Annotated in this window: 33 protein-coding genes; 28 read left to right on the forward strand and 5 right to left on the reverse strand. The window is 66.5% G+C overall.

The window, feature by feature from the left end; all coding sequences use genetic code 11:
• Positions 1 to 203: 203 nt before the first annotated feature.
• Genes AS96_RS08935 through AS96_RS08945 form a run of 3 tightly spaced genes read left to right on the forward strand, consistent with a single transcriptional unit; the run spans position 204 to position 2,181 of the window.
• Positions 204 to 767 carry a hypothetical protein gene (locus AS96_RS08935; RefSeq protein ID WP_036288617.1) on the forward strand — a complete coding sequence of 188 codons (564 nt, stop codon included), beginning with the start codon at positions 204 to 206 and terminating at the stop codon, positions 765 to 767.
• A gap of 55 nt (positions 768 to 822) precedes the next feature.
• The gene (locus AS96_RS08940; RefSeq protein WP_155947544.1) at positions 823 to 1,779 is read left to right on the forward strand and encodes a hypothetical protein; all 957 of its coding nucleotides are present in this window, start codon (positions 823 to 825) and stop codon (positions 1,777 to 1,779) included.
• A gap of 57 nt (positions 1,780 to 1,836) precedes the next feature.
• Positions 1,837 to 2,181, forward strand: a complete 345-nt coding sequence (locus tag AS96_RS08945; protein ID WP_036288623.1) for a histone-like nucleoid-structuring protein Lsr2 — start codon at positions 1,837 to 1,839, stop codon at positions 2,179 to 2,181.
• On the opposite strand, the gene AS96_RS08950 is transcribed toward AS96_RS08945, so the two are convergent.
• Positions 2,175 to 2,750: a hypothetical protein gene (locus tag AS96_RS08950; protein ID WP_155947545.1), complete on the reverse strand. Its 576-nt coding sequence runs from the start codon at positions 2,748 to 2,750 to the stop codon at positions 2,175 to 2,177. The two genes, AS96_RS08945 and AS96_RS08950, sit on opposite strands and share 7 nt — an antisense overlap.
• Between AS96_RS08950 and AS96_RS08955 the strand changes: the two genes are divergently transcribed.
• A complete protein-coding gene (locus AS96_RS08955; protein ID WP_036288629.1) occupies positions 2,749 to 3,231 on the forward strand; it encodes a hypothetical protein in 483 nt (160 codons plus the stop codon). The two genes, AS96_RS08950 and AS96_RS08955, sit on opposite strands and share 2 nt — an antisense overlap.
• A 25-nt stretch (positions 3,232 to 3,256) precedes the next feature.
• On the opposite strand, the gene AS96_RS08960 is transcribed toward AS96_RS08955, so the two are convergent.
• Positions 3,257 to 3,667 carry a hypothetical protein gene (locus tag AS96_RS08960; RefSeq protein WP_155947546.1) on the reverse strand — a complete coding sequence of 137 codons (411 nt, stop codon included), beginning with the start codon at positions 3,665 to 3,667 and terminating at the stop codon, positions 3,257 to 3,259.
• A 6-nt stretch (positions 3,668 to 3,673) separates the two neighbouring features.
• Here AS96_RS08960 and AS96_RS08965 point away from each other — a divergent pair, with 6 nt between their 5' ends.
• A complete protein-coding gene (locus AS96_RS08965) occupies positions 3,674 to 3,895 on the forward strand; it encodes an addiction module protein (RefSeq protein ID WP_036288634.1) in 222 nt (73 codons plus the stop codon).
• A complete protein-coding gene (locus AS96_RS08970) occupies positions 3,892 to 4,197 on the forward strand; it encodes a type II toxin-antitoxin system RelE/ParE family toxin (RefSeq protein ID WP_036288637.1) in 306 nt (101 codons plus the stop codon). Before AS96_RS08965 ends, AS96_RS08970 begins: the two co-directional genes overlap by 4 nt.
• 22 nt (positions 4,198 to 4,219) lie before the next feature.
• Here the strand turns inward: AS96_RS08970 and AS96_RS08975 are convergent, their stop codons facing one another.
• Together AS96_RS08975 and AS96_RS08980 are read right to left on the reverse strand one after the other, a co-directional pair.
• Entirely contained in the window at positions 4,220 to 5,023 is an 804-nt protein-coding gene (locus AS96_RS08975; protein ID WP_036288639.1) for a hypothetical protein, read from the reverse strand.
• Positions 5,010 to 8,363, reverse strand: a complete 3,354-nt coding sequence (locus AS96_RS08980) for an NACHT domain-containing protein (RefSeq protein WP_036288642.1) — start codon at positions 8,361 to 8,363, stop codon at positions 5,010 to 5,012. Before AS96_RS08980 ends, AS96_RS08975 begins: the two co-directional genes overlap by 14 nt.
• Positions 8,364 to 8,567: 204 nt before the next feature.
• On the opposite strand from AS96_RS08980, the gene AS96_RS08985 reads away from it, so the two are divergent.
• The 7 genes from AS96_RS08985 to AS96_RS09015 all read left to right on the forward strand — a co-directional run bounded on the left by AS96_RS08985 (position 8,568) and on the right by AS96_RS09015 (position 13,221).
• Complete coding sequence (locus AS96_RS08985) at positions 8,568 to 8,951, forward strand: hypothetical protein (RefSeq protein ID WP_036288655.1); 384 nt, start codon at positions 8,568 to 8,570, stop codon at positions 8,949 to 8,951.
• A gap of 165 nt (positions 8,952 to 9,116) precedes the next feature.
• On the forward strand, positions 9,117 to 9,401 hold the full coding sequence (locus AS96_RS08990) for a hypothetical protein (RefSeq protein ID WP_036288658.1): 285 nt from the start codon (positions 9,117 to 9,119) through the stop codon (positions 9,399 to 9,401).
• Positions 9,394 to 9,807 (forward strand): hypothetical protein, encoded by a 414-nt coding sequence (locus tag AS96_RS08995; RefSeq protein WP_036288660.1) that lies wholly within the window; start codon positions 9,394 to 9,396, stop codon positions 9,805 to 9,807. The genes AS96_RS08990 and AS96_RS08995 overlap by 8 nt, the downstream gene beginning before the upstream one ends.
• A 102-nt stretch (positions 9,808 to 9,909) precedes the next feature.
• Complete coding sequence (locus tag AS96_RS09000) at positions 9,910 to 10,689, forward strand: hypothetical protein (RefSeq protein ID WP_036288663.1); 780 nt, start codon at positions 9,910 to 9,912, stop codon at positions 10,687 to 10,689.
• Positions 10,686 to 11,819 (forward strand): hypothetical protein, encoded by a 1,134-nt coding sequence (locus AS96_RS09005; protein WP_036288665.1) that lies wholly within the window; start codon positions 10,686 to 10,688, stop codon positions 11,817 to 11,819. Before AS96_RS09000 ends, AS96_RS09005 begins: the two co-directional genes overlap by 4 nt.
• Entirely contained in the window at positions 11,816 to 12,586 is a 771-nt protein-coding gene (locus AS96_RS09010) for a hypothetical protein (protein WP_155947547.1), read from the forward strand. The genes AS96_RS09005 and AS96_RS09010 overlap by 4 nt, the downstream gene beginning before the upstream one ends.
• Positions 12,586 to 13,221: a hypothetical protein gene (locus AS96_RS09015; RefSeq protein ID WP_051498814.1), complete on the forward strand. Its 636-nt coding sequence runs from the start codon at positions 12,586 to 12,588 to the stop codon at positions 13,219 to 13,221. The genes AS96_RS09010 and AS96_RS09015 overlap by 1 nt, the downstream gene beginning before the upstream one ends.
• Positions 13,222 to 13,298: 77 nt before the next feature.
• On the opposite strand, the gene AS96_RS14695 is transcribed toward AS96_RS09015, so the two are convergent.
• A complete protein-coding gene (locus AS96_RS14695) occupies positions 13,299 to 13,745 on the reverse strand; it encodes a type II toxin-antitoxin system death-on-curing family toxin (protein ID WP_051498815.1) in 447 nt (148 codons plus the stop codon).
• Between the two features lie 527 nt (positions 13,746 to 14,272).
• Between AS96_RS14695 and AS96_RS09025 the strand changes: the two genes are divergently transcribed.
• From AS96_RS09025 to AS96_RS09095, 15 genes are all read left to right on the forward strand, one after another.
• Positions 14,273 to 14,824: an MT-A70 family methyltransferase gene (locus AS96_RS09025; RefSeq protein WP_269319610.1), complete on the forward strand. Its 552-nt coding sequence runs from the start codon at positions 14,273 to 14,275 to the stop codon at positions 14,822 to 14,824.
• 3 nt (positions 14,825 to 14,827) lie between these two features.
• On the forward strand, positions 14,828 to 15,055 hold the full coding sequence (locus AS96_RS09030; RefSeq protein WP_036288674.1) for a hypothetical protein: 228 nt from the start codon (positions 14,828 to 14,830) through the stop codon (positions 15,053 to 15,055).
• A gap of 177 nt (positions 15,056 to 15,232) precedes the next feature.
• Entirely contained in the window at positions 15,233 to 15,481 is a 249-nt protein-coding gene (locus AS96_RS09035; RefSeq protein ID WP_036288677.1) for a hypothetical protein, read from the forward strand.
• Positions 15,474 to 17,666 carry a type IV secretory system conjugative DNA transfer family protein gene (locus AS96_RS09040; RefSeq protein ID WP_155947548.1) on the forward strand — a complete coding sequence of 731 codons (2,193 nt, stop codon included), beginning with the start codon at positions 15,474 to 15,476 and terminating at the stop codon, positions 17,664 to 17,666. The genes AS96_RS09035 and AS96_RS09040 overlap by 8 nt, the downstream gene beginning before the upstream one ends.
• Before the next feature lie 235 nt (positions 17,667 to 17,901).
• Positions 17,902 to 18,705, forward strand: a complete 804-nt coding sequence (locus AS96_RS09045; RefSeq protein ID WP_036288680.1) for a replication-relaxation family protein — start codon at positions 17,902 to 17,904, stop codon at positions 18,703 to 18,705.
• Between the two features lie 128 nt (positions 18,706 to 18,833).
• Positions 18,834 to 19,508, forward strand: coding sequence for a hypothetical protein (locus AS96_RS09050; protein ID WP_155947549.1), 675 nt, complete (start codon positions 18,834 to 18,836; stop codon positions 19,506 to 19,508).
• On the forward strand, positions 19,508 to 20,257 hold the full coding sequence (locus AS96_RS09055) for a hypothetical protein (RefSeq protein WP_036288685.1): 750 nt from the start codon (positions 19,508 to 19,510) through the stop codon (positions 20,255 to 20,257). Before AS96_RS09050 ends, AS96_RS09055 begins: the two co-directional genes overlap by 1 nt.
• A 52-nt stretch (positions 20,258 to 20,309) precedes the next feature.
• Entirely contained in the window at positions 20,310 to 21,230 is a 921-nt protein-coding gene (locus AS96_RS09060) for a hypothetical protein (RefSeq protein WP_036288688.1), read from the forward strand.
• Positions 21,230 to 22,003 (forward strand): hypothetical protein, encoded by a 774-nt coding sequence (locus AS96_RS09065; protein WP_036288691.1) that lies wholly within the window; start codon positions 21,230 to 21,232, stop codon positions 22,001 to 22,003. Before AS96_RS09060 ends, AS96_RS09065 begins: the two co-directional genes overlap by 1 nt.
• Positions 22,004 to 22,032: 29 nt before the next feature.
• Positions 22,033 to 22,410, forward strand: coding sequence for a hypothetical protein (locus tag AS96_RS09070; RefSeq protein WP_036288694.1), 378 nt, complete (start codon positions 22,033 to 22,035; stop codon positions 22,408 to 22,410).
• Positions 22,397 to 23,257 (forward strand): hypothetical protein, encoded by an 861-nt coding sequence (locus AS96_RS09075; RefSeq protein WP_036288697.1) that lies wholly within the window; start codon positions 22,397 to 22,399, stop codon positions 23,255 to 23,257. The genes AS96_RS09070 and AS96_RS09075 overlap by 14 nt, the downstream gene beginning before the upstream one ends.
• Positions 23,258 to 23,381: 124 nt before the next feature.
• The gene (locus AS96_RS14700; RefSeq protein ID WP_081768017.1) at positions 23,382 to 23,783 is read left to right on the forward strand and encodes a helix-turn-helix domain-containing protein; all 402 of its coding nucleotides are present in this window, start codon (positions 23,382 to 23,384) and stop codon (positions 23,781 to 23,783) included.
• 69 nt (positions 23,784 to 23,852) lie between these two features.
• Complete coding sequence (locus AS96_RS09085) at positions 23,853 to 24,461, forward strand: ImmA/IrrE family metallo-endopeptidase (protein WP_036288700.1); 609 nt, start codon at positions 23,853 to 23,855, stop codon at positions 24,459 to 24,461.
• A 21-nt stretch (positions 24,462 to 24,482) separates the two neighbouring features.
• Complete coding sequence (locus AS96_RS09090; protein ID WP_036288702.1) at positions 24,483 to 24,704, forward strand: helix-turn-helix domain-containing protein; 222 nt, start codon at positions 24,483 to 24,485, stop codon at positions 24,702 to 24,704.
• Complete coding sequence (locus tag AS96_RS09095) at positions 24,697 to 26,346, forward strand: tyrosine-type recombinase/integrase (RefSeq protein WP_051498818.1); 1,650 nt, start codon at positions 24,697 to 24,699, stop codon at positions 26,344 to 26,346. Before AS96_RS09090 ends, AS96_RS09095 begins: the two co-directional genes overlap by 8 nt.
• Positions 26,347 to 26,356 lie beyond the last annotated feature (10 nt).

A 26,356-nucleotide genomic window follows, 5' to 3' on the forward strand; every position in this document is an offset into this window, starting at 1 on the left:
GCTCCGCATGCTCCTCGCCGCCGGCGGCCTCACCCCATGACCCCCACCGGATGTCCGAAGAGCCACAATGCGACGGCAATCGAGAACCTCTCACGAGGACTCGCGCCGTAGCAACGAGGAAAGTACACGCAGGACATCATGGGCTCGATCTAGCCCCGCAGCAGAGTGAACGTAACGGCGCAACGCCAGGAGAGACGAAAGGAATGAGCCCGAAACCGAAGAACACGAACGACCGACGCCGTAATGACGAAGCGATCCTCGAATGGCGCTACTGGGAAGGGCCGCCGACTCGGCCCTGGCAGTGGTACGCCGCTGTGCTCGGCATCGCGCTCGCCATCGGGTTCTTCATCTATCTTCCGCAGCGGGACACCTTCGTCCCGCTGCTCAGCATGCTGTTCTGGGCAGGTATCGTGATCTGCGCGTCGCTCGCGCCGTCGCGTGAGTACGAAGCGCGTCTGAACCGCCAGCTTCTCGAAGTCCGTGACGCGAAGCGCGGGCGCCTCACGATCGAGCGCAACCTGAACGAGTTCGCCACCTGGAAGATCATCGAGTACCCCGAAGACCGCCTCAACGACATCAGCCGCAAGCTCATCTTCCGCCGACGCGACGGCAAGGGCACGGTCGAGATCGCCCTCACCGGCGACGACGAACGCGACGAGCGGATACTCGGCCGCGTCGCAGACGTGGTGCCAGCGGCACCGGACATCGCCCCGACGCTCTGGGAGCGGTTCGACTACATCGCGCAGCGGTGGATCGGATGGCGGTGAGCCCGAACGATCCAGCGGCTCCGCTACCACTACTCTTCGGGATGGAGAGGAAGACATGGCAAACACCAAGGCGGGGTCGGTTGCATTCACCCTATGGATGGCGATCGTCTGCGGCTTCTGGCTGGGAATCGCCGGTCTCGTCGTCGGCATCGTGCTTGACATCTTCACCGGCATCCACTTCCTCGGTTCCTCGAGCTTCAACCTGATGATTGCCGGCGCCATAGTCGGTGCAATCGGTGGCGGGCTCATCTTTGGCATCGAAGCCGCAGCCGGACACGCAAAGGAAGCGAACGCGGAGCGCGAGCGGGAAGTCCGTGCTCGCGAGGAGGGCGAGCGTAGCCGTCGTGACCAGCTCAACGGAACCGCTGCGCAAGCACGAAACGCCTGCAACGAAGCCGTGCAAGCGTTCGAGCAGCTTCCGGCCGATCTCTCGAACGCTCGCGGCTGGAGCGCCGAGGCTCGGCAGCACTTCAGCCAGCACGCCTACTCGCCGTTCTGGCAGTCGGTCGAGCACGCCTACGATTGCCTCGGCCACTATAACCAGCGCCTCACGAGGATCGCTCAACTCCTGCGCCAGCATGCTGAGGCAGTGCGGAGTTACATCCGTCAGGGCGGAACGGAACGGCTCCCGGCATTCCCCGTACAGCTTGACGCCGCGAACGCGACACAGGCTGCCGAGACGATCACTCGCACTCTGAACAAGATCGTCTACGAGGCACAGCGCGACGCCGTCTTCGCTCAGATCTGGGAGCAGCGGCGCACAACGTCCGCCGTCATCGCCGGGTTCGCCAATCTTGAGAGCGCCGTCAGCCGTATGTCGAGTTCGCTCAACTCCTCGATAAACTCGCTTGCTGCGGAAGTGCGTGGCGTGGGTGCTGAGGTCTCGCAAGCCTCGACGCGAGCTGGACTTCACGGCAATGCCCAACTCGACGCCCAGAAGGAACTGACCGCCAAGGTCGACAAGGCCGTCTACTACCTTCGCGAAGAGGAGAAGCGTGCTCTGCGGCTTTGAGGCTGGGGGCGGCGCGCAACCCCACGTGTCAGCGTCCCTCTCGGCATAATCAACGACATGGCTCGCAAGCAGATCACCCAGTACATCGACGACCTCGACGGTGCCGTCCTCGATGAGGGCGAGGGGACGACGATCCGCTTCTCCCTCCAAGGCCGCTCCTACGACATCGACCTGTCCGCGCCGAACGCGCAGAAGCTCCGCGACGCGCTCGCGCCCTTCATCGAGGTGGCGACGCCTGTCCCTGCCGTGGCGAAGTCAGATCGCTCGCGCACCAAGCGGGGCGTCGACCAGAAGGCCGACCTCGCCGCCATCCGTGCCTGGGCGAACGACAACGGCTACACGGTCAGCGACCGCGGCCGGGTGCCCGCGACCGTCCTTGAGGCGTACAACGCTGCTCACTGAGCCGACGGCTCGATGCTCGTAGCAGCTGGCGCGCTCGTGCCGCGCTCAGCGGTGCGCCATTCGCCGGCGAGCTTGTCCAGGGTGCCATCGATGTCGGCATCGAAGTCGTACTCGTGCGTGAGGTGGTCGAGACGCTGACGGAGAAGATCAAGGCGTCGGTTCGCTTCCTGGAGCGTGGCGGAAGGATCGAGCTCTCCGGATTCCTTGGCTGCGACGTAGAGGGTCTCGCGTGCGTACTTGTCGAAGATCCACTCGACGTAGACGAGTGTGAGGAAGTACCTGGTGTTCGCGTAGTGCGCCTGTTCTCGCTCGCCGGCCGATCCCTGCGTCTCCGGCTGGATCATCTCAGCGATGGTGTCGGCGTAGTCGAAGAGGGCGAAGAGGAAGTCGTGTAGCTGTTTGCCTTTCATGGTCGGGGTCTCCTGGAGCAGCTGCTCCGTTACATATCCGTCCCTGACTATGAGGAATCGCGGCCGTTCTTTCAAGGCCTGTGCGGCGTCCTCTCGGCGGCACCAGTGGTCGCCCGAGAGTGTGGAAATCACAACACGCGCCGCGTAGCGTTCCACCATGACCGAGTCCGAGAGCGCGCCTGCGTCGCCCAGCCGCTTCGGCGTCCGCGTCGCGTTCAGCGGAGCCGAGTGGACGGCCACGATCCCGGCCGTGCCCGATGCGACGATTCACGCGCCCGACCTCCAGGCTCTCGATCACCTGGTGCGCGAGACGATCCGCCTCTACGACGGGGCCGCCAGCGTCGGCACGCTCGTCGAGCCGATCCAGCTGGAGTACGACTACTCGGACGCACGTACCGGCATCGCCTCCTTCGCTGAGCTCGGGGTGCGGATACGCAAGCTGATCGAGGACGATCGGCTTGGCGTGGCGCTGCTGCTGCGTGCTGCTGCGACCGACCTCGACACCTGGGATCTCACCCTGGCCGACTACTCGCACCTGCTCGGTATCTCGACGGCACACGCCGCCGAGATCCTCCGTCTGCAGGACGAGTACGAAGAAGAGCCCTCGGCTTTCCCGGAGGAATGGCTCAAGGACTCCTGATGCTCATTACGCCGTGCTGTACGTGTCACGCGCGGTTCCACGGCGGGAGCGGGTACTCGCTCGCCGGTTGCGGCGTCAGCAGCGCCAGGACGCACAACGTCGCCACCACGGCCGCGCTGAGGACAACGACCAGCGTCGCTGTGACCCGTGACGACCGCGGGCGGCGTGTGGCGCCGGCGAGCAACGTGACCATCGCCAGCGCGAGTAGCACCAGCCATCCGAACAGCCCCGCCACGCCGAGGGCGACGCCGAGTTCGCTTTCGCCCTCTTCCCAGCCGTAGCCGTGGGCGAACCCGCCCGACCAGATCAGCCCCGAGAGCGCGAACCAGAACGCCGCAGATGCCCCGACGACAGTCGCCACGATGCCGAGCACGATCCCGCCGCCGATCCGCATCCCCCGATTGTCCCCGCCGATGTCGACAGGGGCGGGTAGCATGTGCTCATGGTCGATCAGACGCTCCTCTCCCAGGCGAAGGGCCTCGGCGTGGCCGAGCGCGTCGAGCTGATCAACGAGCTCTGGGCCTCCATCGACGCCGACGTGCTGCCCGTCTCCCCCGCAGAAGCTGCCCTCATCGACCAGCGCCTGGCCGAGGCCGACGCCGAGCCTCTCGCGGGCCGGTCGTGGGAAGAGGTCGAGGCGTCGCTGCGCGCCCGAGTCCGGTGAGCTACTCCGTCCTGTTCCGCCACAACGCGGAACGCGATGCCGAACGCGCCCAGGACTGGTACTCCCTGCACGCCCCGGAGCAAGTCGACCGCTTCACCGACGACCTCGCCGCGACTATTACCTCGATCCGCCAGTCGCCCTATGCGTTCCGCGTTCTTCGCCGTGACGCCCGCCGCGCCGCGCTGAGGATCTTCCCGTACCTCGTCTGGTACCGCATCCACGACGAGCTGCAGGTCATCGAGGTGCTCGCGGTCGTGCACCAGCGACAGGAGCACGAACGGCTGCAAAGTCACCTCGACTGAGTCCTGGTAGCTGCCCGAATTCCTACTGTGTGAAGCCGTCGAAGAGTCGCAGTTCCTCCTCCAACGCCTCTCGCTCCGCCGACTTCGCTTGGTCGATACGTTCGAGGATCTTCTGACGCTGCCTGGCTGTGTAGCTGGATACCGAGGGCGCGCCGGTGACTGCGCTGTCTGAGCGTCCCAGATCGGTCTTGCGTCGTACCCTGCCTTCAGTCGTTACTGCGCCGGCGACGATGTCGGCAACCAGCGGAACTGCAACCCACTCCCGAAGATCCTCGCGGGCAGACGGGTTGATGGTCTCTGGGCGAGATTGCTGGAGCTCAAGGAATCCGGCCCAGTGGCTCTGGGCAACTTGCGGATAGGCGATCATGCCTCCGGCCCCACTCCGCCGATAAGGGCCGAACTTCTGCGCCCAGGAGCCGGAGCTTACGATCTCCACCCACCATGCTGTGATCGCCGGGTAGTAGCTACCGTTGCTCCATACGGAACCGTCCTGCCCGAGCAGGATCGACACAGTCTGCCAGCCCCATTCGCTGTCCTGACGGCGTCCCTCGAGTGCCCAAGCCATGCCCCAGAACTCGCTCGTGGCTGTCCGATGGAAGAGGTTCCCACCGAAGACGCGGAAGGAGTACGTCAGTGTCTCCGCGCTCAATGAGTGAGTCACATAGACGGGCACAGGCGTGATACCCCGCTCTTCGAGCAGCGCTATGAGCTCCGGGGCCCACTCGGGAACCCAGGCAGCCTTCCGCGAGGCCGCTCGGGCAAGCTCCGCGGCAGCCTCCTCCGCCCTCCGTCGTTCGAGTGCATCGGCATCGTCAAGCAGGCCCATCGGTGCCTGTCCCTTCTGTGAGCAGAGGTGCGAGGTACTTCGATCGGTTCTCACGCCAGAAGTATCGGTAGAAGAGCATCATCGTGTGGTCGAGCCACGAGAGGTTCCTCGGAATGGAGAGCACGTCCCGGTTGAGTGAGCCGAGGGTCAGCTCTCTGGTGGTTGGCGCTTCCATGAAGTGGGTGACGAAGAGCGGCATCAGGGGCAGGCCGGCGCGAGCACCCCAGTTCGTGACGTCGTAAAACACCTGGGAGACCTCATGCCAGTGCTGCTCGTACTCCTCGTCGCCCCAGTCGTCTTCCCGTTGGCGGTATCGGTCTGAGAGGTATGCCTCCAGCACGGGAATCCGGCCGTCCGAGCCCGCCCAGGCTTCTGGCTCCTGCCGAAGAATCTCCTCCGCGATGTCGACGTACCCGCGGATACGAATGACCGCGTCGAGAGTCTTCTCGATCGCCTCAATGGCGACACGGGCGTTCACATAGTCGAACTCTGAGCGATCAGGGTCGCAGAGCACCTTCCGGTAGAGCTCGGTGAAGGTTGCGGTGTCCACGGTGTCCGGGCGGAGCATGCTCTCCGCGAACGCCCGGTAGAGCTGGCGCATCCGCTCAGGGTCGGAGCGCCACCCCGAGTCATACGCAGCCATCACCTCGACAGCACTGTGCGGTTCGTCGCGGATTAGGGCGGTTCCCCCGGCGTTGCCGCCGTTGATCAGGACGTGCTCCCAGGCGCCGACAATGCCCCAGGGATGCTCGACGACTTCTCGGACGGCATCAGCGGTAAGTCCCTTGGCTGCGACGTAGGCGATGACGTCGCCGTAGTCGCCGGCTATCGCGCCCCGCATGGTGTTGCCGAGGCGGTGCGCGCTGCCGATGATTTTCTTCTCCACGATCTGCACCAGGTCGAAGTCGACGGGGTCGAGTGGCCCATCGGGCACGAGGAACAATGACGCCATACCGTGCAGGCAGAACATGAAGAAGTGCAGCAGCCGCCAGCGCACCGCGCGGTCGGGATGCTCGCTGATCCGCTGCGCGACGGTCGCGAGGTCCATGCCTTCCAGCAGATCCTTCGGCCAGGGGTGCCGAGCAAGTCCAGGCGGCCCGGCCGCGATGACGTCGAAGAATGCGAACACCCCGGCGAGCGGTTCACGGGATTCGAGCGCCATGCACGCCTCCAGGAGCGCCCCGTAGTGCTGCTTCGGTCTCTTGATTAGGCGCGAGATGAGGTCGCGCAGATAGTCGACATCGAAGTGCTGGCTGGTCTGCGGTGCGTCGGCCCCGATGACGTCGATCGGGGCCTCGGTGTCTGCGGCCGCCAGGAGCGCGGTACGCGCGCCATCCGGGTCGACGTAGAACCAGGCGGGCCAGGCGCCGCGCTGGCGCGCGTCTTCGGCAAGCATCGCCAGAGCGGCTTCGTCCTGGAAATGCTCGGCGAGGCCTTCGAGCAGCTTGTCCGGCTCTCCTGTGATGTATCGGGGGTCGTCTTGGGCGTCGATGAGCCGGCGAATGAGCGCCAACTGCGCGTCCGACGTCATTCGCGTGAACAGGTGGGTAGCGACCACGCGCCAGTCGTCACCGCTGGCGAGCAACCCGAGGAGCCGCTCCACCATTGTCGATGGATCGCCGCCTTCACGCTCCTGCATGTACATGGCGACCAGATGCTCCTGCACGGTGCGGTGCACCCAGCGATACGAGGTGTGCAGGCGCAACGCTGCTGCGACCGCCATCGTGAACAGACCTTCGGCCTGCACGATGCGAGCCAGGTCTTCGCGATCGGGCCGTTCCACGGTGCGGAGTATCTGACTGAGCGTCTCGCTCTCGCGCCACCGACTTGCGTCCTTCTGGTCGTCGTCGCCGTATGCCATCCGCCAGGCGAGGAGCCTGGCCAGGTGCATCAGGTTCTCGATGACGACGTCGCTCGGTTCGTGAAGGCCGGCAGTCTTCCAGATCCGTTCGAGCGTCAGTGCGATGTACTGCTCATACAGGTCGGAGAGCGAGTCGAACTCACGGTCGAAGCTCGCCGCGTAGGCCACGAACCCCAGCAGCAGCGGACTGCCGCTGATGTCAGAGGCGACATCCGATTCCAGAATCGCGAGCGCCCGCGCCTTCCGGGGGTCGTCCGCGCTCTCGAACCACAACTCGAGGAGCTGCTTCGCGCTCTCGCTGCGCACCGACTGCATCGTGACCGTGTCCCAGCCTGCGGGCACGCTCACCCGCGGCCCGGGCCGCGAGGACACGACCACCGCGCCCGGGACGTCCGCCAGAGCTTCGATCGCACGCCGCACCCGATCTGCGAGAGCGCCCTCGGGAACCTCGTCGAGGCCATCCAGACAGAGCACAGTGCTGTCGTCGGCCTCCAGCCGTCGCAGCACCTGCTTCCGGGCCTCGGCGTCGACGGGGGCGTAGAGGCGTGCGCTGAGATCGATTAGAACGCCGAGCAGTTCCGGCAGCGGCAAGGTGCGTTCGGGGAGCTCTTCGGCCAAGTCGATCAACGGTACAAACACGCCCACCGCGCCGGGCAGTTCCTTCATCTGCGTGAGGGTGATACTCCGCAGCAGGGTCGACTTGCCCGTGCCCGGCTCGCCCACGACGTAGGCCCGCGCGCCGGCGGCCCGCAGGAGCTCGCTCGTGTCCTCCGACTCGTCTCGCCACAGTGGCGGCAAGGTCGGTACGGCGTCCGGGTCGGGGTCGTCTGCCGGAACGCGGATGTGCGGGTTGAGCATCGGCGCGAGGATCGAGGTCGTCAGATGGGCCGGGTAGTGCAGCGGCAGCCGCGCAAGACGACGCACAAGCTCCGCCTCGACGTCCTCCGTCCACCCCGAGGCAACGATCGAATGCTCGGCGTGCAGCGACGCCGCCGCGGATGCGCGGGCCGCGGCCGACTGCGTCGCAGTCAGGAGGGCATCCTGGAGCGCGATCAGGGCGCGGTCGACGATGTCCGACGCGAACTTGACCGTGCGGTCGTCGCGGAACCGGAACTTGTTGCTGTCCCAGTCCAGGCCCAGGACTTCGGCCGCTCGTTGCTGTCGCCACTCCCGCTCGTCGACCGAGCCGGGCGTGACCCACATCTTCTGCAGGTAGAGCAGGTACCGAGCGGCGTTCGCCTCTGGCGAGTCAGATCGCGGCGCCTCCAGAACGCGCTTCACCTGCTGCCAGGTGTCCTCCTTCGTCCACTCGACGCCGACGCCCGAGACAGCGATGAACTCCTCGTTCGTCTTCGGGCATCCGACGACAGTGGTGAAGGCGTCGACGGTGCGCGTGCCGCGCCGCTGTCCTTCGCGCTCGTACTGCCCGATCAGCAGGTGACGCAGCTCGCTCACTACGGTCGCGGAGTCGAAGGCCATGCCTCTCATCGTATGAGAGCACCTGTTTCCCTCAGCCGCGCACCACAGTCGCCTTATTGACAATCATTATCATTAGTGATATAATACGCAGTCGAGGGTGGCCCCTCCAATCCGGAAGGAGGCCACCCCACAATGGCCCATTCACACACACGACCTGGACGCCCGGCGTTCACCATCCCATCCTCGCCGAACCGCCTCTCGCAGATGCACTCGCTCGCCGCGAGTGCACTCGAGGAGCTATTCATCTTCTACGACGACCGCAAGGCCAGCGCCGAGGAGCTCGCGGGATCATCCAAGATCGGCATCCTGGAGCTCGTCCACGTCTGGGTGCTGCACGGCAACGCCGTCGACTTCCTCGACACCTACGAGAAGTACCTCACCTCCGTCGGCGAACTCGTCGCCGTATACGGCGGCAAGCTCACCGACATCCTCACGCTGGAAGAGGCGAAGCCGCGCAGCTTTGCCGCCGAGCTCCCGTTCGGCTTCCAGCCGCTGCCTCCGGTGCCGACACTGCTGCATCCCGCAGTTCAGCGCGAGACGTACGAGCACGCACGAAGAAGGCGACAGGCCAGCTACGAGCTGAACTGAACCCACCAAACCATCAGCAATGGGCCACCGGCCCCGTACCGACTTATCATCGGCACGGGGCCTTTCTCATGCCCGGATGCGGCAGTGAAGCCGACTGGCAGAACCTCGGCACAACGGCAGAACCGTCCCGTTGAGTCTGCCGATATGCCAGCCAGAGTCGATGGCATGAACAGCATCGCTCCCACGCTCGAACCCACCGCCAACCCCACGTCGCCCCCGGCAATCCCGCCGAAGGTCGACCCGATCGTCATCTTCTACGTCAGCGACGCGAACGCCGCCGCGATGCGCGCCATGACCGTCGTGACGGAGGAGCTCGAGATCCACGGGCGCCTCTCGATCGACGCCTCCACGCTCGAGCTTGCTCACGAGCTCGCCGGCATCACCACGGCGTTCGCGGAGGCGCTCACTGCCATCGCCAACCAGGCCGACGGGGAGCCCGCCGGTGGCTGAGTCGCTCGACCTCTCTGACGTCGCGCTCTCCGTCGACGTGGAGGTCGTGGAGCGCGTCGCGCGCATCACGACCTCCCGCGCGCTGGCGAGCGCCATCGAGGAGGGCATCAGCCGCCACGGCACCAGCTTCACCGTCTACGTCCTCCTCGTCGCCAGCGACGACGACTTCACCCCGGACGCCCTCGACGGTGCGTACCGCTCCTGCTACGTCGGCTCCTTCACGGACTGGAACGACGCCAGCCGCTTCCTCAAGGCGCTCATGAGCACGGTGACCGGCGACACCAACGCGCCCTTGCTCGACGCGCTCAACCTGCTGCAGTTCATCACGGTCGGACAGGACACCTTCGTCTTCGCCCGCCCGCTGGGCCTTGGCCCTCTCGATCCGCGCGGCGCTCTCGCCTCGTGAAACGGCGGGAGCGATCGGGGATTAGGCCCTCCGATCGCTCCCTGTCACCTCAAGAAAACCCACCCCATCCATCTGCGAAAACGAACACGGAAGGCATCTCTCATGACGTACATCACGGTACCCCGCGCTCTCGCGGCGGTCACGCTCGCCGGCGTTGCGGCGCTGGCCCTCACGGCCTGCGGCGACTACAACGCCCCGGGCCAGCTCGGGCAGCTCCAGCAGCAGCTCCAGTCCTGCCCGGACGGCCTCAAGGTCGCCACCCGCGTCGACTGGGACGGCACCGGCTCCGGCCGCTCCACCCAGCTCGACACGGAGCGCCTCGCCATCATCGAGCAGCTCGCCACGGAGGTCGCCATCTGCGGCGGCCACTTCACCGTGACCGGCTACTCGTCCTCCTCCGGCGCGACCGTCACGCTCTACGACGCCGAGATCACCATGCCCGGCGCGACTTCCAACGCGCAGCTGCGCCGCGTCCCCCAGGCCGTCGAGGATCTCATGACCGAGATCAAGGACGCCTACCCGGACGCGCTCGCTTCGCTGCCCACGGACGGCTCGGACATCACGGGCGTCTGGCGTCTCGCCAGCGAGCAGCAGGCCCAGCTGGGTGACGGCTACCAGTTCCAGTACGTCAACCTCACGGACGGGCTCGACAACGTCGGCGTCACGCTCGACGCCGGCCTGACGCCGGAGCGGGCGACCACTCTGGCCGATCAGATCACGGTGCCGAAACTCGACGGGGCCGAGGTGACCGTCGCGGGCATCGGGCGCGTCGCCGGCGCCCCGGTCTCCTCGCACCTGGCCGAGGCGCTGGTGGCGTACTACGACCGCCTCTGCGAGCGCACCGGCGCGGCCTCCTGCCTCGCTGTGACGGACTGGCGGTGACCACGATGAGCACCCATCAGAACCGTCTGGGCCTCCTCGTCCGCCGCGTCTCGTCCCCGATCCCGGGGCCGAGCGTGGCGGCGCTGGAGCAGCTCCAGGACGCTGAGCAGATCACCTTGCAGCGCGTCGATGAGGCCGCTGCGGTGGCGAAGCCGGGGAACATCTCTGGCACCTGGGTCGAGCAGGAGTACGACGACCTCGAAACCGAACAGGCCCCCTCCTGGACGGCCGCGGGCATCGAGACCGCCCGCCCTGTCGAGGTCGAGGCCGCTGGCCTCCAGCCCGCCGCCGACGCCGCAGAGCGCATCGTCACCGGGCATACGCCGGTGCTCGAAGCGGCCGCCGCCCGCTACGTGGATACGCAGGAGGCGCTTGCGCCGTTCCGCCGCCGAACCGGCGGCAAGCTCATCCACTACGCCATCAAGGGCGCGCTGGTGCTCGGGGACGCGGTCGGGGTGACCCTGCTCGGCATCAACATCGGGGACTACCCGCTGCTCGCCGGCCTCATGTCCGTCTCCGCCGCGACCGCCGCCGTCACGGCGGGGCTGGTCGGAGCGGAGTACCGGGTGCTCCAGGCAGCCGACCGCCGCGCCTGCGACCCTGACGCGCTCACCGAGAAGCAGAAGCCCTTCCGCTACCTGTTCACCGGCGCGAACTTCGGCCGCTCGATGCTGAAGCTCGTCACCGGCATCTCCCTGACGGCCGCGGCGCTCATCGCGGCGGCGATCTTCGCTGGACGCGCTGAGATCGAGGGCAGCCTGGTCGGTGCCCTCTACGGCGGCATCGCCCTCGCCGTCGCGGGAGCGAGCTTCATCGAGTCCTTCATGCACGCCGACGAGATCGCCGACGTCATCGACGGCTCCGCGAAGGCCTACGACGCGGAGATCGCCCGCCACGAGCGCCTCGCCGCATCGAGCCCGTGGCGCACCCAGCTCGAGCGGCGCGCCGACGCTGATTCGGTCATCGACGAGCACATCCAGCGTGGCGAGGCTGCGGGGCACCGCATCCGGGCAACGAAGTGGGGCATCCTGCGCCGCAACCCTGGCGTCGCCGGTCACGGCCCCGCTGCGGGTGTCCCTGGGCCGGTCGGGCGCACCGACCGCACGCAGGGCGGGGGTGGTTCCCGGTGACTCCGCGCATCCAGCCGCCCCGGCTGCAGCCCGCAGGGCTCCTGCCAGTCCCTGTGACCGTCTATGGGCGCGAGCGGGGGGAGCCGTGGTTCGAACTCGGCTTCCCCGGCCTCGACCCGGTGCGACCGAGCCTGGACATCCTCTGCTTCGACCACTCCGGCTCCGTCGTCGCCCCTGGCGGCACCGATCCGATCGGGCGGCGCTTCCTGGAGGCGAAGCAGGCGATTCGCATCGTGCAGGCCTGGACCTACACGTCCCGCCCCAAGGTCGCGGTCATCCACTTCGACCAGCCTTCGGCCGGGAACAGCGGCGCGGTGCCGCTGAACTCCACGCACGCCGGGCGGCAACTCGCCGCCGCGTTGAAGGTGCCGATCGACGCGGCAGGGTCGAGCAACCTCGCCCCGTCGCTGACGGTGGCGGAGGAACTCGCCAAGGCGCATCCGGATCATGACGTGCGCTTCACGATCCTCAGCGACTTCCAGATCACCGACCTCGACCCGGAGACCGTCTTCAAGCGGCTCGCGGACTTCCCTGGGCAGGTGCACGCCGTGCTGCTGAACGCCCCCGCGCCGCCGGATCTGGCCGGGGAGAACATCACGATCACCGAGATCGCGCACGGAGACGCCCCTGGCGCGCTGTCGGCGGCGATCCACCGCTCTCTCACGGCCACCCGGCGTGGCCGACGCCTGTCGGTGCTGCACGCCGACCGGACCCGTCCATCGATCCCGCCGCTCTCGCCCGAGCATTCCCGGAAGGGGAACCGCTGATGCGCACCCACGACCTGCCCCGGTTCTCATTCACCGAGGGCGAGCTGCTCCAGGCCCGCATCGAGCTCACCGAGTTCGTCCACCTCATGGCCGACCAGACGAAGGAGCGACTCGGCTTCGGCTGGACGCCGCACCCGGACGCGCCGAACACCTGGCGCGCTCTCAAGACCGCCTGGCAGCACAGCCTCGCCACTAGGGAACCGTTGCCGGTGTTCGACGGCGGCTCCGACGCCGTCATCTTTGCCGGCCCGGAGGCGAACTGGGCGTACCGCTTCTGGCACGACGTGACGCACCTGGAGCGGGGACGGGACTTCACGTCGCCGCACGAGCTGGACATGGCCGTCTTCCACCTCTGGGAGGCGGAGCGTCACGGGCTGGAGCGCGGGAGCCTGCCCTGGCGGCTGCTCCATGCCGATGCCGTGGGCCAGGTGCTGCACTGGGCTGTCCGGCGCGAGTTCCTCATCGACCAGCGCGCCTTCATCGTGAACTACCTCCGGTTCGGCGTCGAGGACGCCGTGCTGGCGGAGATGGCCCGCACCGGGCAGCTCGCCCCGCAGGTGCTGCCGATCGGGATCGACATCACGACTGCGGCCGAGACGCCCGTCGAGCCGACGCACTGGACGGCGCGGACGTGATCGCGGCCGCCTATACGAAGAACCCGCCTGTCGCTACAGGCGGGCGGGTTCTTCGTGCCCTCGAGTGGGGCCTCGTGTTAGGCGGCGAGGGGTTCGTGGATGTCGCCGACGTCGAGTGCTCGTACGTTCTCCTGGACGAAGCGCGTCAGGTAGGTGAGCGCCTCCGGACGCCGGTCGCTCATCGTCTCGGTGACTTCGTAGGCCACGTCGTAGAGCGTGAGTGCGTCGGTGTCGAGCTCCGCGCCGTTGAGCATCAGGAAGGTGTTGGTCAGAACGACGGCCATGCGCTTATTGCCGTTCTGGAACGGGTGATCCTTGCAGGCCGCATAGAACAGCACGGCGGCCTTCTCTTCCAGACTCGGGTACTGCTCGCGCCCGTCGAACGAGGCGAACGGCGCAGCCAGCACCGCTTCGAGTCGGTGCGGGGCGCGCGTGTGGAACGCGGGCATCGGCTCCGTTGTGAGCAGCAACTGCGCGCTCTCGAACGCGACCTCGGCGTCAGCGATCGTCAGCGCAGCCGTCACGTACGCGCAAGGAGCTCCAGTGTCTTGCGGTAGCGCTTCACCGTCCGCTTCACGGCGGCTTCAATCAGCACCTTCTTCTGTGGAGGTGTCATCTGCACTGGTGATGGTGTCGGCTTCGAACTCTTTTCCATACTTCTGCATGTATTTTACTTCATTTCGCCGCGCATTCCAATACTCGGGAGGCGAATACACGTTTGCGACACACACTCCCAACCGCGACATTTCCGCAAGAGAAATGCGACATTTTGTCGCGGTGGGCGATAGCGCATGTCGCATTCCAGGGAAAGTCGGGAATCGTTACCTCTGTTCTCCCGATGTGACATGCGATGAGACGGTTGTGTCTCCGAAACCGTCACGTATAACAAACGACGGCACCCGGCCATTCATCGCCCCCTCGATCATCGAGGAGGCGAACTCTTCATCAGCTCGCGCCGGGAGAAAGGAATACACCCGCTATAACCACAACTCCACCACCAGAGAAGACAGCACCGTCTTCTCGCTATACCGGCCCGCGCTTCTCGACCATCCTGGCCGACCCGCCCTGGGATGTGCAGCAGAAGGGCGCGAGGGGCGCCGAGCGCAAGTACGACCTCCTCACGCTCGACCAGATCAAGGCAATGCCCATAGAGCAGATCGCGACCGAGGATGCGCACCTCTGGCTCTGGGTGACGAACGCGACGCTGCGCGACGGGTACGACGTGGCCGAAGCCTGGGGCTTCACCGTGCGCAGTCCGCTGACCTGGGTGAAGTGGCCGCGGATCGGTCTGGGGAACTACCTGCGGAACAACACCGAGCACTTGCTGTTCGCCACCCGCGGCAAAGCGCCGGTCAAGTACCGTTCGCAGCCGACCTGGTTCACCGCGCCGACCACCGACCACTCGCACAAGCCGGAAGCCCAGTTCTCGACCATCGAACTGGTCAGCGGCGCCGGCCCGAAGCTCGAGCTCTTCGCACGGCGCCGTCCACCGCAGACACCGGACAGCCCGTGGAGCGCGTGGGGCAACGAGATCGACTCCGACATCTCGATCCCGGACTACCCGGTTCCGAGCGACTTCGACGACCAGACCGAGAGGAGCTGACTCATGTCCTGGTTCAGCAATGACGACAAGAAGCACGACGAAAAGAAGAAGGACACCATGAGCCAGAAGTTCTTCAACGCCTGCCTGCTGATCCTCGGCGGGGTCATCGTCCTCGCCCTGGCGATCCAGTTGCTGTCCCAGATTTGGGTCTGGGTCGTCATCGGGCTCGCGGCTTTCGCGGCCGGATGGATCGCCTTCCGCATTTGGATGGCACGCCGGAATCGGTGGTGAAAAGCGTGAGCACGTTCACCTCTGAAGGGATGTTGTGGAATACGCAACACCTCTTGACGATTCGCACCCTATTTCGTATAAGCAAGTCGGGAAGGACTGTCCCATTTTGTGGACAGCAGACGGTGGGTCTGTCATTCCGCTCAAGTAATAGCAACCGTAAGCAGGAGACCCACCCTCATGCCTAACCCGAAGCCCCAGCGTGCCACCAAGCGCGCCTATCGCAGTAGCGACCATCAGCTGCGCGCATTCTCCGACCCGACCTACCAGACCGACATGCTCGCGCTGGCTGACGCCTTGCGGCTGCACACGGCCCAAGCTCAGGCCGACGCGGAGCACCGCCCGGCGGGTCTTCTCGCCGGGGTGCAGAAGCTGGCCGGATTCCGGCCGGAGCTGGCGATGGAGAACACGGAGGCCCCCGATGCCTAAGCCCACGTCCTCCCTGGTGTTCTCCCGCCTGTTCCTGCCGCATCCGCTCCCCGCGGATCACGTCGAGGCCTTCCTGACTCGTCTTGCCTCCGACCGCCGCGATCAACCCGTCATCCTGGAGACCCGCGTCAGTTCTGAGGGCATCGTGCACCTCGTCGGCTGCGACCAGAGCTACATCCACGAGCTGCGCCGGCTGCTCGGCGATCTCATCCCTGGCACCCTCATGACCGGCCTCGACGGCTACGTCCGTAATCCCTTGCGCACCAGCGGCACCGTGAAGATCACGCCGGTCGGACTGCCGCTGAACGTGCACGGCCCCGAGCGGATCAGTCGCGCCCTCTACTCGACGCTCTCGCGCCGCTTCCAGCCTGGCGAAGAAGTCGTCCTGCACGTGCTGCTCGGCCCCGGCATCCCGCCGCGTCAGGTGCCGCCGAAGATCGCCCCGCCGGGCGGGATGGGCGTCTGGCAGGCTCTCACGAAGGGGAAGACCGACGCGCCCAACGAGATCCGCAACGCGGTGCGCGACCGTGCTGCCCAGTACGGCATCGACGGCACGATCCGCATCGGCGTGAACGCCGTGGACGACGACAAGCGCCGCCGCCTCGGCCTGGAACTACTCGCCGGGCTCCGCTTGGCAGAGTCCGCCGGCACGAGCATCCGCCTGTACCGTGACCAGTCCTCGACGCTGAATACCCCAAGCCGTCCGCGCTCCTTCACGGCGCACCTGGCCGTCTCCGAGCTCGTGCCGCTCTCCGGCTGGCCGCTCGGCGCCGATCCGCTTCCCGGGATGCCGCCCGCGCATCCGAAGCTGCTGCGCGCCGAGAGCAAGGTCTCGGACGGCCCGCTCGCCATCGCGACCTCCCTCGTTCCCGGCGACAACCGAAGCCTCGGCATCTCGTTCGCCGCCGCCATGCACCATCTGTTCGCGCTCGGCCCGACCGGCGTAGGCAAGACCACCATGCTGGAACACCTCATGGCGACGGTCATCGAGGCGGGGCATGCCGCGCTCATCCTCGACCCGAAAGACCAGACGCCAGCGGCGCTGCTGCCCCGCATCCCGAAGGAGCGGTGGGCGGACGTCTACGAGATCAACGCCGCCGACGAGCATCCGAACGGCTTCAACCCGTTCGATCCCGGCGACCGCGATCCTGACGTACAGGCCGACAGCATCCTCGCGGTGTTCGAGAAGGTCTTCATCGACCTCGGCCCGCGTACCTCGGATATCCTCAGTGCCTCCGTCAGGACGCTGCTTCGCACCGGCACTCCCGAGAAGCCGAACACGATCCTCGACCTGCCCCGGCTCTGGACGGACGCCACGTTCCGCCGCCAGCAGGCAGGCAAGATCGCCGGCGACGTCACGCTGGCGGGATTCTGGGCCTGGTACGAGTCGCTCAAGCCCGCCGCACAGATGTCCGTCGTCGCGCCGGTGATGAACCGGCTGCGGCAGATCCTGCTGCGCCCCGGCGCGGTGAAGATCCTCGGACAGCCGAGGCCCGCCTTCCGGCTCCGAGACATCTTCCGCGAGCGGAAGATCGTCATCGTCCCGCTCAACGAGGCCCTCATCGGCCCCGTCACGGCGAACCTCATCGGCGGCCTCATCATGGCCGAAGCCTGGCAAGCCACCCAGGAGCGCGCTTCGGAAGAAGGGCATCAGAAGCGTCCGGGATTCGTGTTCGTGGACGAGGCCGACCGCTTCATGAACGGCACCCTCACCGTGTCGCTCGCGGACGCCCTCGCGCGGAGTCGGTCGCTCTCGGTCGGCTGGGCGCTCTCGACCCAGTACTGGGATCAGCTCCCGAAGGAGATGAAGTCCGCCATCAAGTCGAACGCGAGGACGAAGGTCATCTACCGGCTCGAAGACGAGGACGACGCCCGCACGATCGCCAAGCTCGCTCCGGACCTGGAGCCGCTGGACTTCATGAGCCTCGGTAAGTACGAGGTCTACCTCCGGCTCCTGGTCGACGGCATCACCACCGGCTGGGCGCTCGGTAAGACCCTGCCGCCCGTCGCCGGTGCTCACAAGGTGACCGAGGTGCGCCGCGCCTCCCGCGAGCACCACCAGCCCGTGCCGTTCGACCACGAGAACCTTGTCGACGTCACCCCGGGGCTGGAGGAAACGGAGCCGCCGCCCGACCTGCTCCAGCCCGCACCGGGGCCGCTCGGACGCCGCAGGAGGCAGCCATGAGCGCCCTCTCCCGAGCGATTCGCGCGACGGCGAAGCCGGGCGCGCCTCGTCGCATCGACCGTCTCACCGACCGTCACATCGCGACGCTCACGATGTCCCGATACCCGCGTATTTCCGCCCCTGTCGCCTCTGTCCCGGATGGGACTCACCCCTTGTTCAGGGGTGACGCCAGCTGCGACGAGCCGCCGACCAGACGCCCGTACCGGAGCATCCCGACCAGTACGAGGAGGGGAGCATGAACCCCGTCGATGCCGCCTTGCTCGCCACGCTCTCGGCCCGCGACCTCGCGATCCTAGACGACCTCGAGCAGCTGCGCCTGCTGACGTCCCGCTCCATCCAGCAGCTGCACTTCCCGGTCGCCCCCGGCGCCCACGCCACCATGACCGGTGCCACTCGAGCTGCGATGCGCGTGCTGAACCGTCTCAAGAGCGAACGCCTCATCTCGCACCTCGCCCGGCGCGTGGGAGGAGCCCGGCGTGGGTCACAGGGCTTCATCTGGCAACTCACCAGCCTGGGCGACCGCATCCAACGCGCCCGAAGAGGCGAGAAGGGACGCCGCCGCTACACCGAGCCCTCGACGCAGTTCGTTGACCACACGCTCGCCGTCACCGATCTCGTCACCACACTGCGCGTCCTTGACCGGCAGCGCCAGGTCGAGCTTCTGAAGGTCGAGACGGAGCCGAGCTGCTGGCGCGAGTTCACCGGCCCGCACGGCACCGTCCTCACGCTCAAGCCCGACCTGTACGCGGTCACCGCGGCCGGGGCGTGGGAGGACTCTTGGTTCGTTGAAGCCGACCGCTCCACCGAGCACCTCCCCGTGATCCTCGCCAAGTGCCGTCTCTACGCCCGCTACGCCGCCACCGGCATCGAGCAGCAGTCCGCGGGCGTCTTCCCGATCGTGCTCTGGGTCGTACCCGACAAGGCCCGCGAGGCGCAGATCATCCGCGCCATCCGCGGCGACCACTCGCTCCCGGACGACCTGTTCCGCGTCGTCACGACCGAGCAGTTCGCCGCGCACTTCACCACTACCAACCCCTGACCTTCCGAAAGGAGGACACCCCTATGGAACACATCCCCCGATCCCGCGCCGGCCACGGCGACCAGGAACACAGCACCACAACGCAACACGAACACGCCGACACCGGCGAAAGCCTCCCGGAAGACGAGATGGCTTTCCTCATCGAGGCCCTCCAGCACAGCACCCGCGAAGCGATCCTTGGCGCGCTCGCCGAAGGGCGGCCCCTCACCCACGCGGAAGCGCGCCTGCTGATATCAACGATCCCTGCTGGCGACGACGCCCGCCACATCGACATCCGAAAGCGCTTCATGATCTCCGGCAGCGGCGACCCGGCCGAGGCGCGTGCCAGCCTGCAGCCCGCCTACCGGGGCGAGCACAGCCGCGAGACGGTCACCACGGCGGACTGGCTGGGCACCCACCTCATCCATGCTCAACATCCGCAGCTGGCAAGCGGCCTGCTCCCGCTGATGGCCGACGCCGTCGTGCGGTTCCCCGACAGCCCCGCCGAGCGCGACGGCATCTGGAAGACCATCGCCTACGTCACCAGAGACGAGCTGACCGAAGCAGAACACGAGACGCTCCACGAACAGCTGGCAGCCCACGTCAACGAACACGGCGAGCCCTTCCGCGCCTTCCTACGCCTCCCCGGCGTGAACGCCCAAGACTCCGCCCTCGTCGCGAAGTTCCAGGCCGCGCACGTCACCACCGTCGATGACCCTGACGATCTGTACGACCCGGCGCTGCCGGTGGCGATCGATGCCATCGACCTGAACGGCCGCATCCACGTCTTCGACGTCTCCGGCCTCAGCGGAGGGCAGTCGTGATGGAACGACCGACCCCGAACCCCGAGCGGCGCGATGAGTTGTCCGAGCTAGAAGAACTGCTGCAGACGCTGCCCGAGCCGAAGGAGGCGGGGATCTTCGTCACGGCGATGTTCTCCGACAAGACCCAGGACGTCATTTTCGAGACGCAGGCCGCCGGGCAGAACATCGACCCGATCACGGCGCGCCTGATCGCGTACACCCTCACCGCGCATGCCCCGGACGAGCTGGAGACCGCGCGGCTCCGACGCTTCTTCGCCACCGGAATCGGCTCACACGAGCACCTCAAGGCCGAGTACCTGCCGCTGCGCGAGCACCCGGCAATGGAGCCTGAAGAGCATCTGCTCATCGACTCGCTCGGCACCTACTTGGCGAACAGGGAAGGTGACCAGCCGCGACAGGATCGTCGAGCACGTCGGATGGGACAAGTGCTGTTCGCGCTTCTCACGCACGCCGACGGCCACCACGACGGTCTGCTGTTCAAGACCCGCGCTCAGGTCGGCGAACTGGGAGCTGCCGCGCTCGGACTTCGCCTGGCCCGGCTGGCTCATGATCACGGCGAGCCGTTCATCGCGTTCCTGCGCGCCCCGGCCGTCGACGCCGCCGCGCCGGACATCGAGGCGCTCTTCCGTACCGCCTACATCGGCGAGCAAGACGAACTCGACGCCGTCCGCAAGGCGCCCGACAGCACGCACCCCGTCACCTGGAACACCGTCGAGATCGGAGGACGTAGCTATGTCTTCCACGGCTAACGCCCCGACCATCCCCACGTTCACCGCGATCCGAAGAGAGGAGGAAACCCGCATGGAACGACCATCATCAACCCCCGGCGAACGCCCTGTCCGCCAGCGCACCGCTGACGTGCCGAGCTTCGTGAACAGCTACCACGAGGAGCACGCCACCGCACTGATCTCCCAAGGCATCGAAGACGCCCGAAGGCAAGGGCTCGGCCTCAGCGCCTCCACCGCGCGCATCATCGCCGCGGCGCTGCACAAGGGCCACGGCACACACATGGAGCACTTCGCCGCCACCGGCGATCTGAACCCCGATGGCGTCCTGTCAGAGCTGGATCAGATCCGCAGCCTCGGGCTCGAGCACGTGCCCTGGGTCGTCGCACTCTGGGACTTCCTCGAACGCATCGAGGGAGCCGACCCCGACCTCATCGAGACCGAGCACGTCGAACCCGCCCCAATGGTCTTCGCCCAGGCCGACGACCCCGACATCGGACCACGCCCCGGCGGCGCCTGGCTGCACACCGACGTACCCGCCGCCGAGCTCCGCGAGCAGATGGAACAGCTCCTCACCGAGCACGCACCATACAGCGACCGCATCGTCGTAACCGCCTCCGTCGGCTTCCACGGCATCGACATCCCCGAAGACGCCAGCGCTGCCGACGTCATCACCTACGCGGACGGCATCCGCCGCTACGGCGAGGCCTACGCCGTCTTCGCCCGGCTCGTCGGCTACCCGGTCGGGCCTGCCGCGTTCTCGCTCCGCTACGAGAACACCTACGACACCATCACCGAGTTCATGGCCGATCACACTGAAGGGCTCACCGCCGCGGTCGAAGCCGCCGGAAAGGTCGCCACCCAAGCTCGCGAGGACACGGTCGATGAACACGAGGAACGGCTGCGCCGCGAATGGCTCGTCCTCGACGGCCACCAAGGCCGCGTCCACGTCTTCACCCGCAAGTTCGGGCTGCCCGAGCGGGAGGACGACCTGTAATGGAACGCGAGCCGATTCCCAGTGGCGAGCAGCCGAACGACCTCGCGAAGCTGGCGAGCGAGTTCCTCGCCATGCACGACATCGAGGCCGCGCGCCGCGAAGGCCGCGACATCGACGTCATGACCGCACGCATGTTCGCGTCACTCCTGCAACCCTCGCCGGATTCCGCGCTGGCCCGATTCGCCAACGCCGGCGAAGGAACCAACGCAACACTCCGCGCCGAGTACCTCCCGATCTACCACCAGGCCGACGCACCAGAAGAAGTCACCGAGGCGATCGACTGGCTCGGCGCGCATCTGGTCACGGCGGACAACGCCCGCCCGACCCCGGTCAAGCGGCCACCCGGCTCCCCGAAGCTGCGGAACATCCTTTGGCAGACCGACATCACCGTCAATCAGGCTCCGCTCCAGGTCAGGGTCCGCGCCGACACTCCGGTCGATGCCGTCGAGACCCTCGGTGAGCGGCTGGCTCCGCTGATCGCTCAAGACCCTGTGCCGTGGCGGCTCTTCCTCGCCCTGCCAGACGTCGACGCCGCCTCCGAGCACCTCACCGAAGCGTTCGAGGCCAGCTACCGCGGCGCGTTCGAGACCGAGAAGCAACTGCTCGATGCGTTCACCGACGCCCCGCAAATCCGCGACGTCCTCGACGGGCTCCGCGACAGATTCATCGGCGGCTACTGGGTCGAGTTCGACGAAGCCGGACTCCTCGAGGAACTCCGCGAGCACAAGGACGTCATCTTCCACGACGGCAGATTCCACGTCTTCGACCAATAACCACTCATCCCTCGAAAGGAGGAACCCCTATGGAACAACAACCCCAGAATCACGGCCCCGAGCAAGCCGAGAGTCGTATCGAACCCGCTGACGCCATCGACCGGATCGCCAGCGATGGCATCGCCGCTGCGCAGGAGGCCGGCAGCGAGATATCTACCGATGCCGCCAAGGCGATCGCACACGGCCTCGTCCAACTCCTCGGACGACCGAACACCGCGCTGGAGCACTTCTCCGATACCGGCGATGGCGACTACCTGAAGCTGCGTGAGGAGTACCTCGAGCTATACGCCGACCCGACCATCCCGGCTCACGCGAAGGAATGGATCGACTGGCTCGGCACCTACCTGATTCAGCGTGACAACGCTCGCCTGGCAGAAGGTGAGGAGGCTGGCAATGGAACGCGATAGCCACATCCCCCGAGACCCGGAACGTCGCCCCGACGACCAGCGCCTGCGCGCCGAAATCATTGAGCGCCTGCCCGGGACCGGAGAGCACGCCTCGCACCGCGCCATCGAGGTCATCGGCGCGATGATGGGCGCCTGCGTCATGGCTCACACCAAAGGCCGGCCCCTGAGCAGGGAGGACGCCCAGGGTGTCGCACACTTCCTCGCGCTCGGCATCGACAAAGGCACGGCACTGCGCAACTTCGCAGACGGCCGCGAAGTCGACGTTGACGAGGTCCGCTCCGAATGCCTCGAACTCGCGTCCCGTCCGAACGTCTACCCGGAAACCCGCGAAGTCATCAACTGGCTCGACGGGCACCTCCTCGACCGAGCAGCACCGCAACTGCGCCCAGCGCTTCCCGCCGATGAAACGCAGTGGCGGCATCTGATCTCCTACAAGGAGGATCTCGGCCTCACCGTGGCGATCCACGGCAGAGGCGACGAGAACCTGTTCGAGGACGGCACGGTGCTCGACCACGCCGAGCGGTTCGCACTCGATCGCGGCATCCCCGGAGTCGCCTACCTCCGTCTCCCGACCACCGACACGAGTCGGCCCGACGTCGAGCGTGGCTTCGCGTCGGACTACGTGGGCTCCTACGCCGACCTGGCCGAGCTGTTCGACACGACGACCAGGGTCTTCCAGCTCGACGATGACAACCACACGACCCCGGTCTCGTACCGCGACCTCAGCGACACCGCTCGGGCGCAGTTGCACGACGGTGCCGGTACGCATTGGAGCGCCGTCGCTGTCGCAGGACAGATCCACCTGTTCAAGAAGAACCACCATGCGAAGGAAGAGACAGTGAAATAGCACCTCTGTTGGACGTATAGGCGCAATAGCCGGAGTTCGCCGAAGGCAGACAGAAAGTGTTGTAAAAAACGCCTTTCATCAGGACTTTTCCACAACAAAGGAGTAGAATGGGTGAGATATGTAAATGGAGACCCGCACCATGAATAGCGCGACAGCGGCTATGCGCCTGGGCCCTTCCATAAAACAGGCGCGCACCCAACAAGGCCTCTCTCTCCGCCGGCTCGCGGAACGTACAGGCGTTCCCCGCACCACCATCGAACGCATCGAGCAGGAGAAACTCGAACGTCCTCGGCCGGACATTCTTCATGCTCTCGGAGAGGCCCTCAGCCTGGCCGTACCCGATCTGTACTCGCTGGCGAATTACCCGACCGTCACAGCACTGCCGTCGTTCGCGCCCTACCTGCGCGCCCGCTACCAGGGCCTCTCGGTACAGGCGATCACCGAACTCGACATCTACTTCCGCACCCTCGCGGAGCGTGAAGGCATCCTCGTCGACGGCCCCGCTCCCGGCGAAGACGAGCAGTAGACCCGCAGCACAGGCTGCGAACACCACAACAACCAGTCACTCCCGGGTGGGGGAAGGAGGAAACAACCAATGACACCTTTGACACACGCCGCAGCATCTGAAGCGCCGACGGCCACGCAGGTCTCGCGCCGATCCGTGCTGCGCCGGTTGCGCAAGCTCGTGCCCGAGCAGAGCTTCCCGTTCAGCTGGCGCGCCACTGAGCGCATCGCGGAGCACCAGTCCTCGCTGCTGCGTCGGCTGGCCCGCACCGCAGCAACCGACCCGGTCGGGTTCGTGGAGAACCTCCCCGCGATCGTCATCCGCTTCGTGCCCGACCTGCCGCGCTCCAGCGAGAGCCACTGGGATGAGACCTCGAAGCACTGGGTCATCCAGATCGTAGAGACCCGCTCGACGGCGTCTCGCCGGTTCCTGATCCTGCACGAGCTCAAGCACATCCTCGACCACGGCAAGTCCGTCCATCTCTACGACCCGCACTTCCGTCGCGGCCCGCTGCAGGCGCAGATGGCCGGAGATCACTTCGCCGCCTGCGTCCTCATGCCCGCAGCCGAGATGCGCCGCGCCATCCGCGACGGGCTGACGACCACCAGCTCACTCGCGAAGCACTTCGACGTGCCCAAGCACCGCGTCGTGCTGCGCCTGAACGACCTGAACCTCATCAACAAGATCACCGACAACTAACGAAAGGAGGGGAACCCCTTCATGAACGACACCATCCAACAAACCGCCACCGGGCGCCTGCTCACGCTCCCGGAGAGCATGGAACGGCTACGAGTGAGCAAGGCGACGCTGTATCGGCTGATCCGAGACAGGGAGATCCCCTCGGTCAAGATCGCTGCCCGCCGCTTCATCTTCGAGTCCGACCTCGAGCGATTCCTCACGCACCAGCGCGTCGCCCAGCGGCCAGGAGCACATCATGGCTAAGCGCGCGAACGGCGAAGGAACCATCACCCTGCGCAAGGACGGCCGCTGGGAGGCCGCCTCCTACGTGCCGACACTCGACGGGCGGATGAAGCGCGTCCGCTTCTACGCCCGTTCGCGGAAGGAAGCCCATGAGAAGCTCGTCGCCAAGCACGAGGAAGTGCGTCGCGGCCTCCTGACCCCGAACTCGCAGGTCACGGTGGCCGAGTACCTGCAGCAGTGGCTGGAGTCTGTCGTGCCGCGCCGCAACCGGCGCAACACGGCGCGGGGCTACGAGGGCGTCGTCCGGCTGCACATCGTGCCTCGCATCGGCAGCAAGCGCCTGACCTTGTTGACTGTGCGCGACGTCCAGAACGCCGCCTATTCGCTGCTCGACGACGGCCACTCGATCCGCACCGCCCAGAAGTTCCGCACCGTGCTGTCTGCAGCGCTCACCCGCGCCATGCGCGACGAGCTCGTGAGCCGGAACGTCGCACGCCTCATCGAACTGCCGATGGCCAAGCGCAAGGAGTTCCTGCCCTGGAACCCCGATGAAGTCGCGACGTTCCTGCGCACCGCGCACGGGCACCCCTGGTACATCGGCTACCTCATCGCCCTGACCTACGGCCTCCGCGCCGGAGAGATCGCCGGGCTGCGCTGGGCGGACGTCGACTTCGCCACCAACCAGATCACCGTCCGGCAGCAGATCAGCCGTATCGACGGCTCGCTCCAGGCCGCATCCGTGAAGACCGACGCGGGCAACCGGCGACTGCCGCTCGTCCCGTTCATCAGGCACGCCCTGCTCGAGCACGCCACGGCGACCAGCGCCGTGATCAACGAGCACCTGTCACCGATCCCATCCGAGACGTTCACGACGGAAGGCACCGTGCTGACCAGCAAGGTCGGCACGCCTGTAGAACCTCGTGGCCTCCTGCGCACCTTCGACATCCTCACCGCACGGGCGGGACTTCGCCGCATCACCCTGCATCAGGCGCGCCACACCGTCGCCACGCTGCTCGGTAGCCTCCAGATAGACCCGAAGGACGTGCAGATGATCCTCGGGCACTCCAACGTCTCCACGACGATGCAGATCTACCAGCACGGCAACCACGAGCGCCGACGCGACGCCATCATGGCCGTCACGAACACCCTGGAAGCACACCTCGGGCAACCGTCGCCGGATGTGTCCGCGAGCGCGTCGGAGTCTGTGGAAAACTCGTACGGTAGCCGTCAAGGCGACGACGTTGCCGTCAACGCTTTCCCGCTCAGCGCGGCCGTTCTACAGGGGTCGCAACGTGATACGGAGCACGAAAACCCGAACGACCCTAGCGCCCTTCTAATCTTCAGGCCAGCGGTTCGAATCCGCTCCGGGGCACCACATTCGACCCCTGTTATTTCCGTGTTCGCGGACCTTCCACACGACCAAATCGTGTTGCTGGAAGTACGCGCGCGTAACCAGTTGTTCGGCGCGGTTGCCGTCAACGGTTGCCGTCAGATCGTCACATCGACCGTCGCATCGGCACCCCGGTTGCAGGCCGCTCTCAGTGACCTCATCGCGCTCCGCGAGGTGCTCGGCAACGCACACACAGCGCAGCGGACCCGCGCCGCGTTCCCCCTCAGCCTCATCCCGACCGACCGCCTCGACCCGATGGAGGAAGCAGCATGACGCCCCGCAT

This window comes from Microbacterium sp. MRS-1 (assembly GCF_000585455.1).
Classification (GTDB): Bacteria; Actinomycetota; Actinomycetes; order Actinomycetales; family Microbacteriaceae; genus Microbacterium; species Microbacterium laevaniformans.

Coding starts and splice junctions, on each gene's coding strand:
- AS96_RS08935 (WP_036288617.1), top strand. CDS start 204: ATGAGCCCGAAACCGAAGAACACGAACGACCGACGCCGTAATGACGAA.
- AS96_RS08940 (WP_155947544.1), top strand. CDS start 823: ATGGCAAACACCAAGGCGGGGTCGGTTGCATTCACCCTATGGATGGCG.
- AS96_RS08945 (WP_036288623.1), top strand. CDS start 1,837: ATGGCTCGCAAGCAGATCACCCAGTACATCGACGACCTCGACGGTGCC.
- AS96_RS08955 (WP_036288629.1), top strand. CDS start 2,749: ATGACCGAGTCCGAGAGCGCGCCTGCGTCGCCCAGCCGCTTCGGCGTC.
- AS96_RS08950 (WP_155947545.1), bottom strand. CDS start 2,750: ATGGTGGAACGCTACGCGGCGCGTGTTGTGATTTCCACACTCTCGGGC.
- AS96_RS08960 (WP_155947546.1), bottom strand. CDS start 3,667: ATGCTACCCGCCCCTGTCGACATCGGCGGGGACAATCGGGGGATGCGG.
- AS96_RS08965 (WP_036288634.1), top strand. CDS start 3,674: ATGGTCGATCAGACGCTCCTCTCCCAGGCGAAGGGCCTCGGCGTGGCC.
- AS96_RS08975 (WP_036288639.1), bottom strand. CDS start 5,023: ATGGGCCTGCTTGACGATGCCGATGCACTCGAACGACGGAGGGCGGAG.
- AS96_RS08980 (WP_036288642.1), bottom strand. CDS start 8,363: ATGGCCTTCGACTCCGCGACCGTAGTGAGCGAGCTGCGTCACCTGCTG.
- AS96_RS08985 (WP_036288655.1), top strand. CDS start 8,568: ATGCACTCGCTCGCCGCGAGTGCACTCGAGGAGCTATTCATCTTCTAC.
- AS96_RS08990 (WP_036288658.1), top strand. CDS start 9,117: ATGAACAGCATCGCTCCCACGCTCGAACCCACCGCCAACCCCACGTCG.
- AS96_RS09000 (WP_036288663.1), top strand. CDS start 9,910: ATGACGTACATCACGGTACCCCGCGCTCTCGCGGCGGTCACGCTCGCC.
- AS96_RS09015 (WP_051498814.1), top strand. CDS start 12,586: ATGCGCACCCACGACCTGCCCCGGTTCTCATTCACCGAGGGCGAGCTG.
- AS96_RS09030 (WP_036288674.1), top strand. CDS start 14,828: ATGTCCTGGTTCAGCAATGACGACAAGAAGCACGACGAAAAGAAGAAG.
- AS96_RS09035 (WP_036288677.1), top strand. CDS start 15,233: ATGCCTAACCCGAAGCCCCAGCGTGCCACCAAGCGCGCCTATCGCAGT.
- AS96_RS09040 (WP_155947548.1), top strand. CDS start 15,474: ATGCCTAAGCCCACGTCCTCCCTGGTGTTCTCCCGCCTGTTCCTGCCG.
- AS96_RS09045 (WP_036288680.1), top strand. CDS start 17,902: ATGAACCCCGTCGATGCCGCCTTGCTCGCCACGCTCTCGGCCCGCGAC.
- AS96_RS09050 (WP_155947549.1), top strand. CDS start 18,834: ATGGCTTTCCTCATCGAGGCCCTCCAGCACAGCACCCGCGAAGCGATC.
- AS96_RS09055 (WP_036288685.1), top strand. CDS start 19,508: ATGGAACGACCGACCCCGAACCCCGAGCGGCGCGATGAGTTGTCCGAG.
- AS96_RS09060 (WP_036288688.1), top strand. CDS start 20,310: ATGGAACGACCATCATCAACCCCCGGCGAACGCCCTGTCCGCCAGCGC.
- AS96_RS09065 (WP_036288691.1), top strand. CDS start 21,230: ATGGAACGCGAGCCGATTCCCAGTGGCGAGCAGCCGAACGACCTCGCG.
- AS96_RS09070 (WP_036288694.1), top strand. CDS start 22,033: ATGGAACAACAACCCCAGAATCACGGCCCCGAGCAAGCCGAGAGTCGT.
- AS96_RS09075 (WP_036288697.1), top strand. CDS start 22,397: ATGGAACGCGATAGCCACATCCCCCGAGACCCGGAACGTCGCCCCGAC.
- AS96_RS14700 (WP_081768017.1), top strand. CDS start 23,382: ATGGAGACCCGCACCATGAATAGCGCGACAGCGGCTATGCGCCTGGGC.
- AS96_RS09085 (WP_036288700.1), top strand. CDS start 23,853: ATGACACCTTTGACACACGCCGCAGCATCTGAAGCGCCGACGGCCACG.
- AS96_RS09090 (WP_036288702.1), top strand. CDS start 24,483: ATGAACGACACCATCCAACAAACCGCCACCGGGCGCCTGCTCACGCTC.
- AS96_RS09095 (WP_051498818.1), top strand. CDS start 24,697: ATGGCTAAGCGCGCGAACGGCGAAGGAACCATCACCCTGCGCAAGGAC.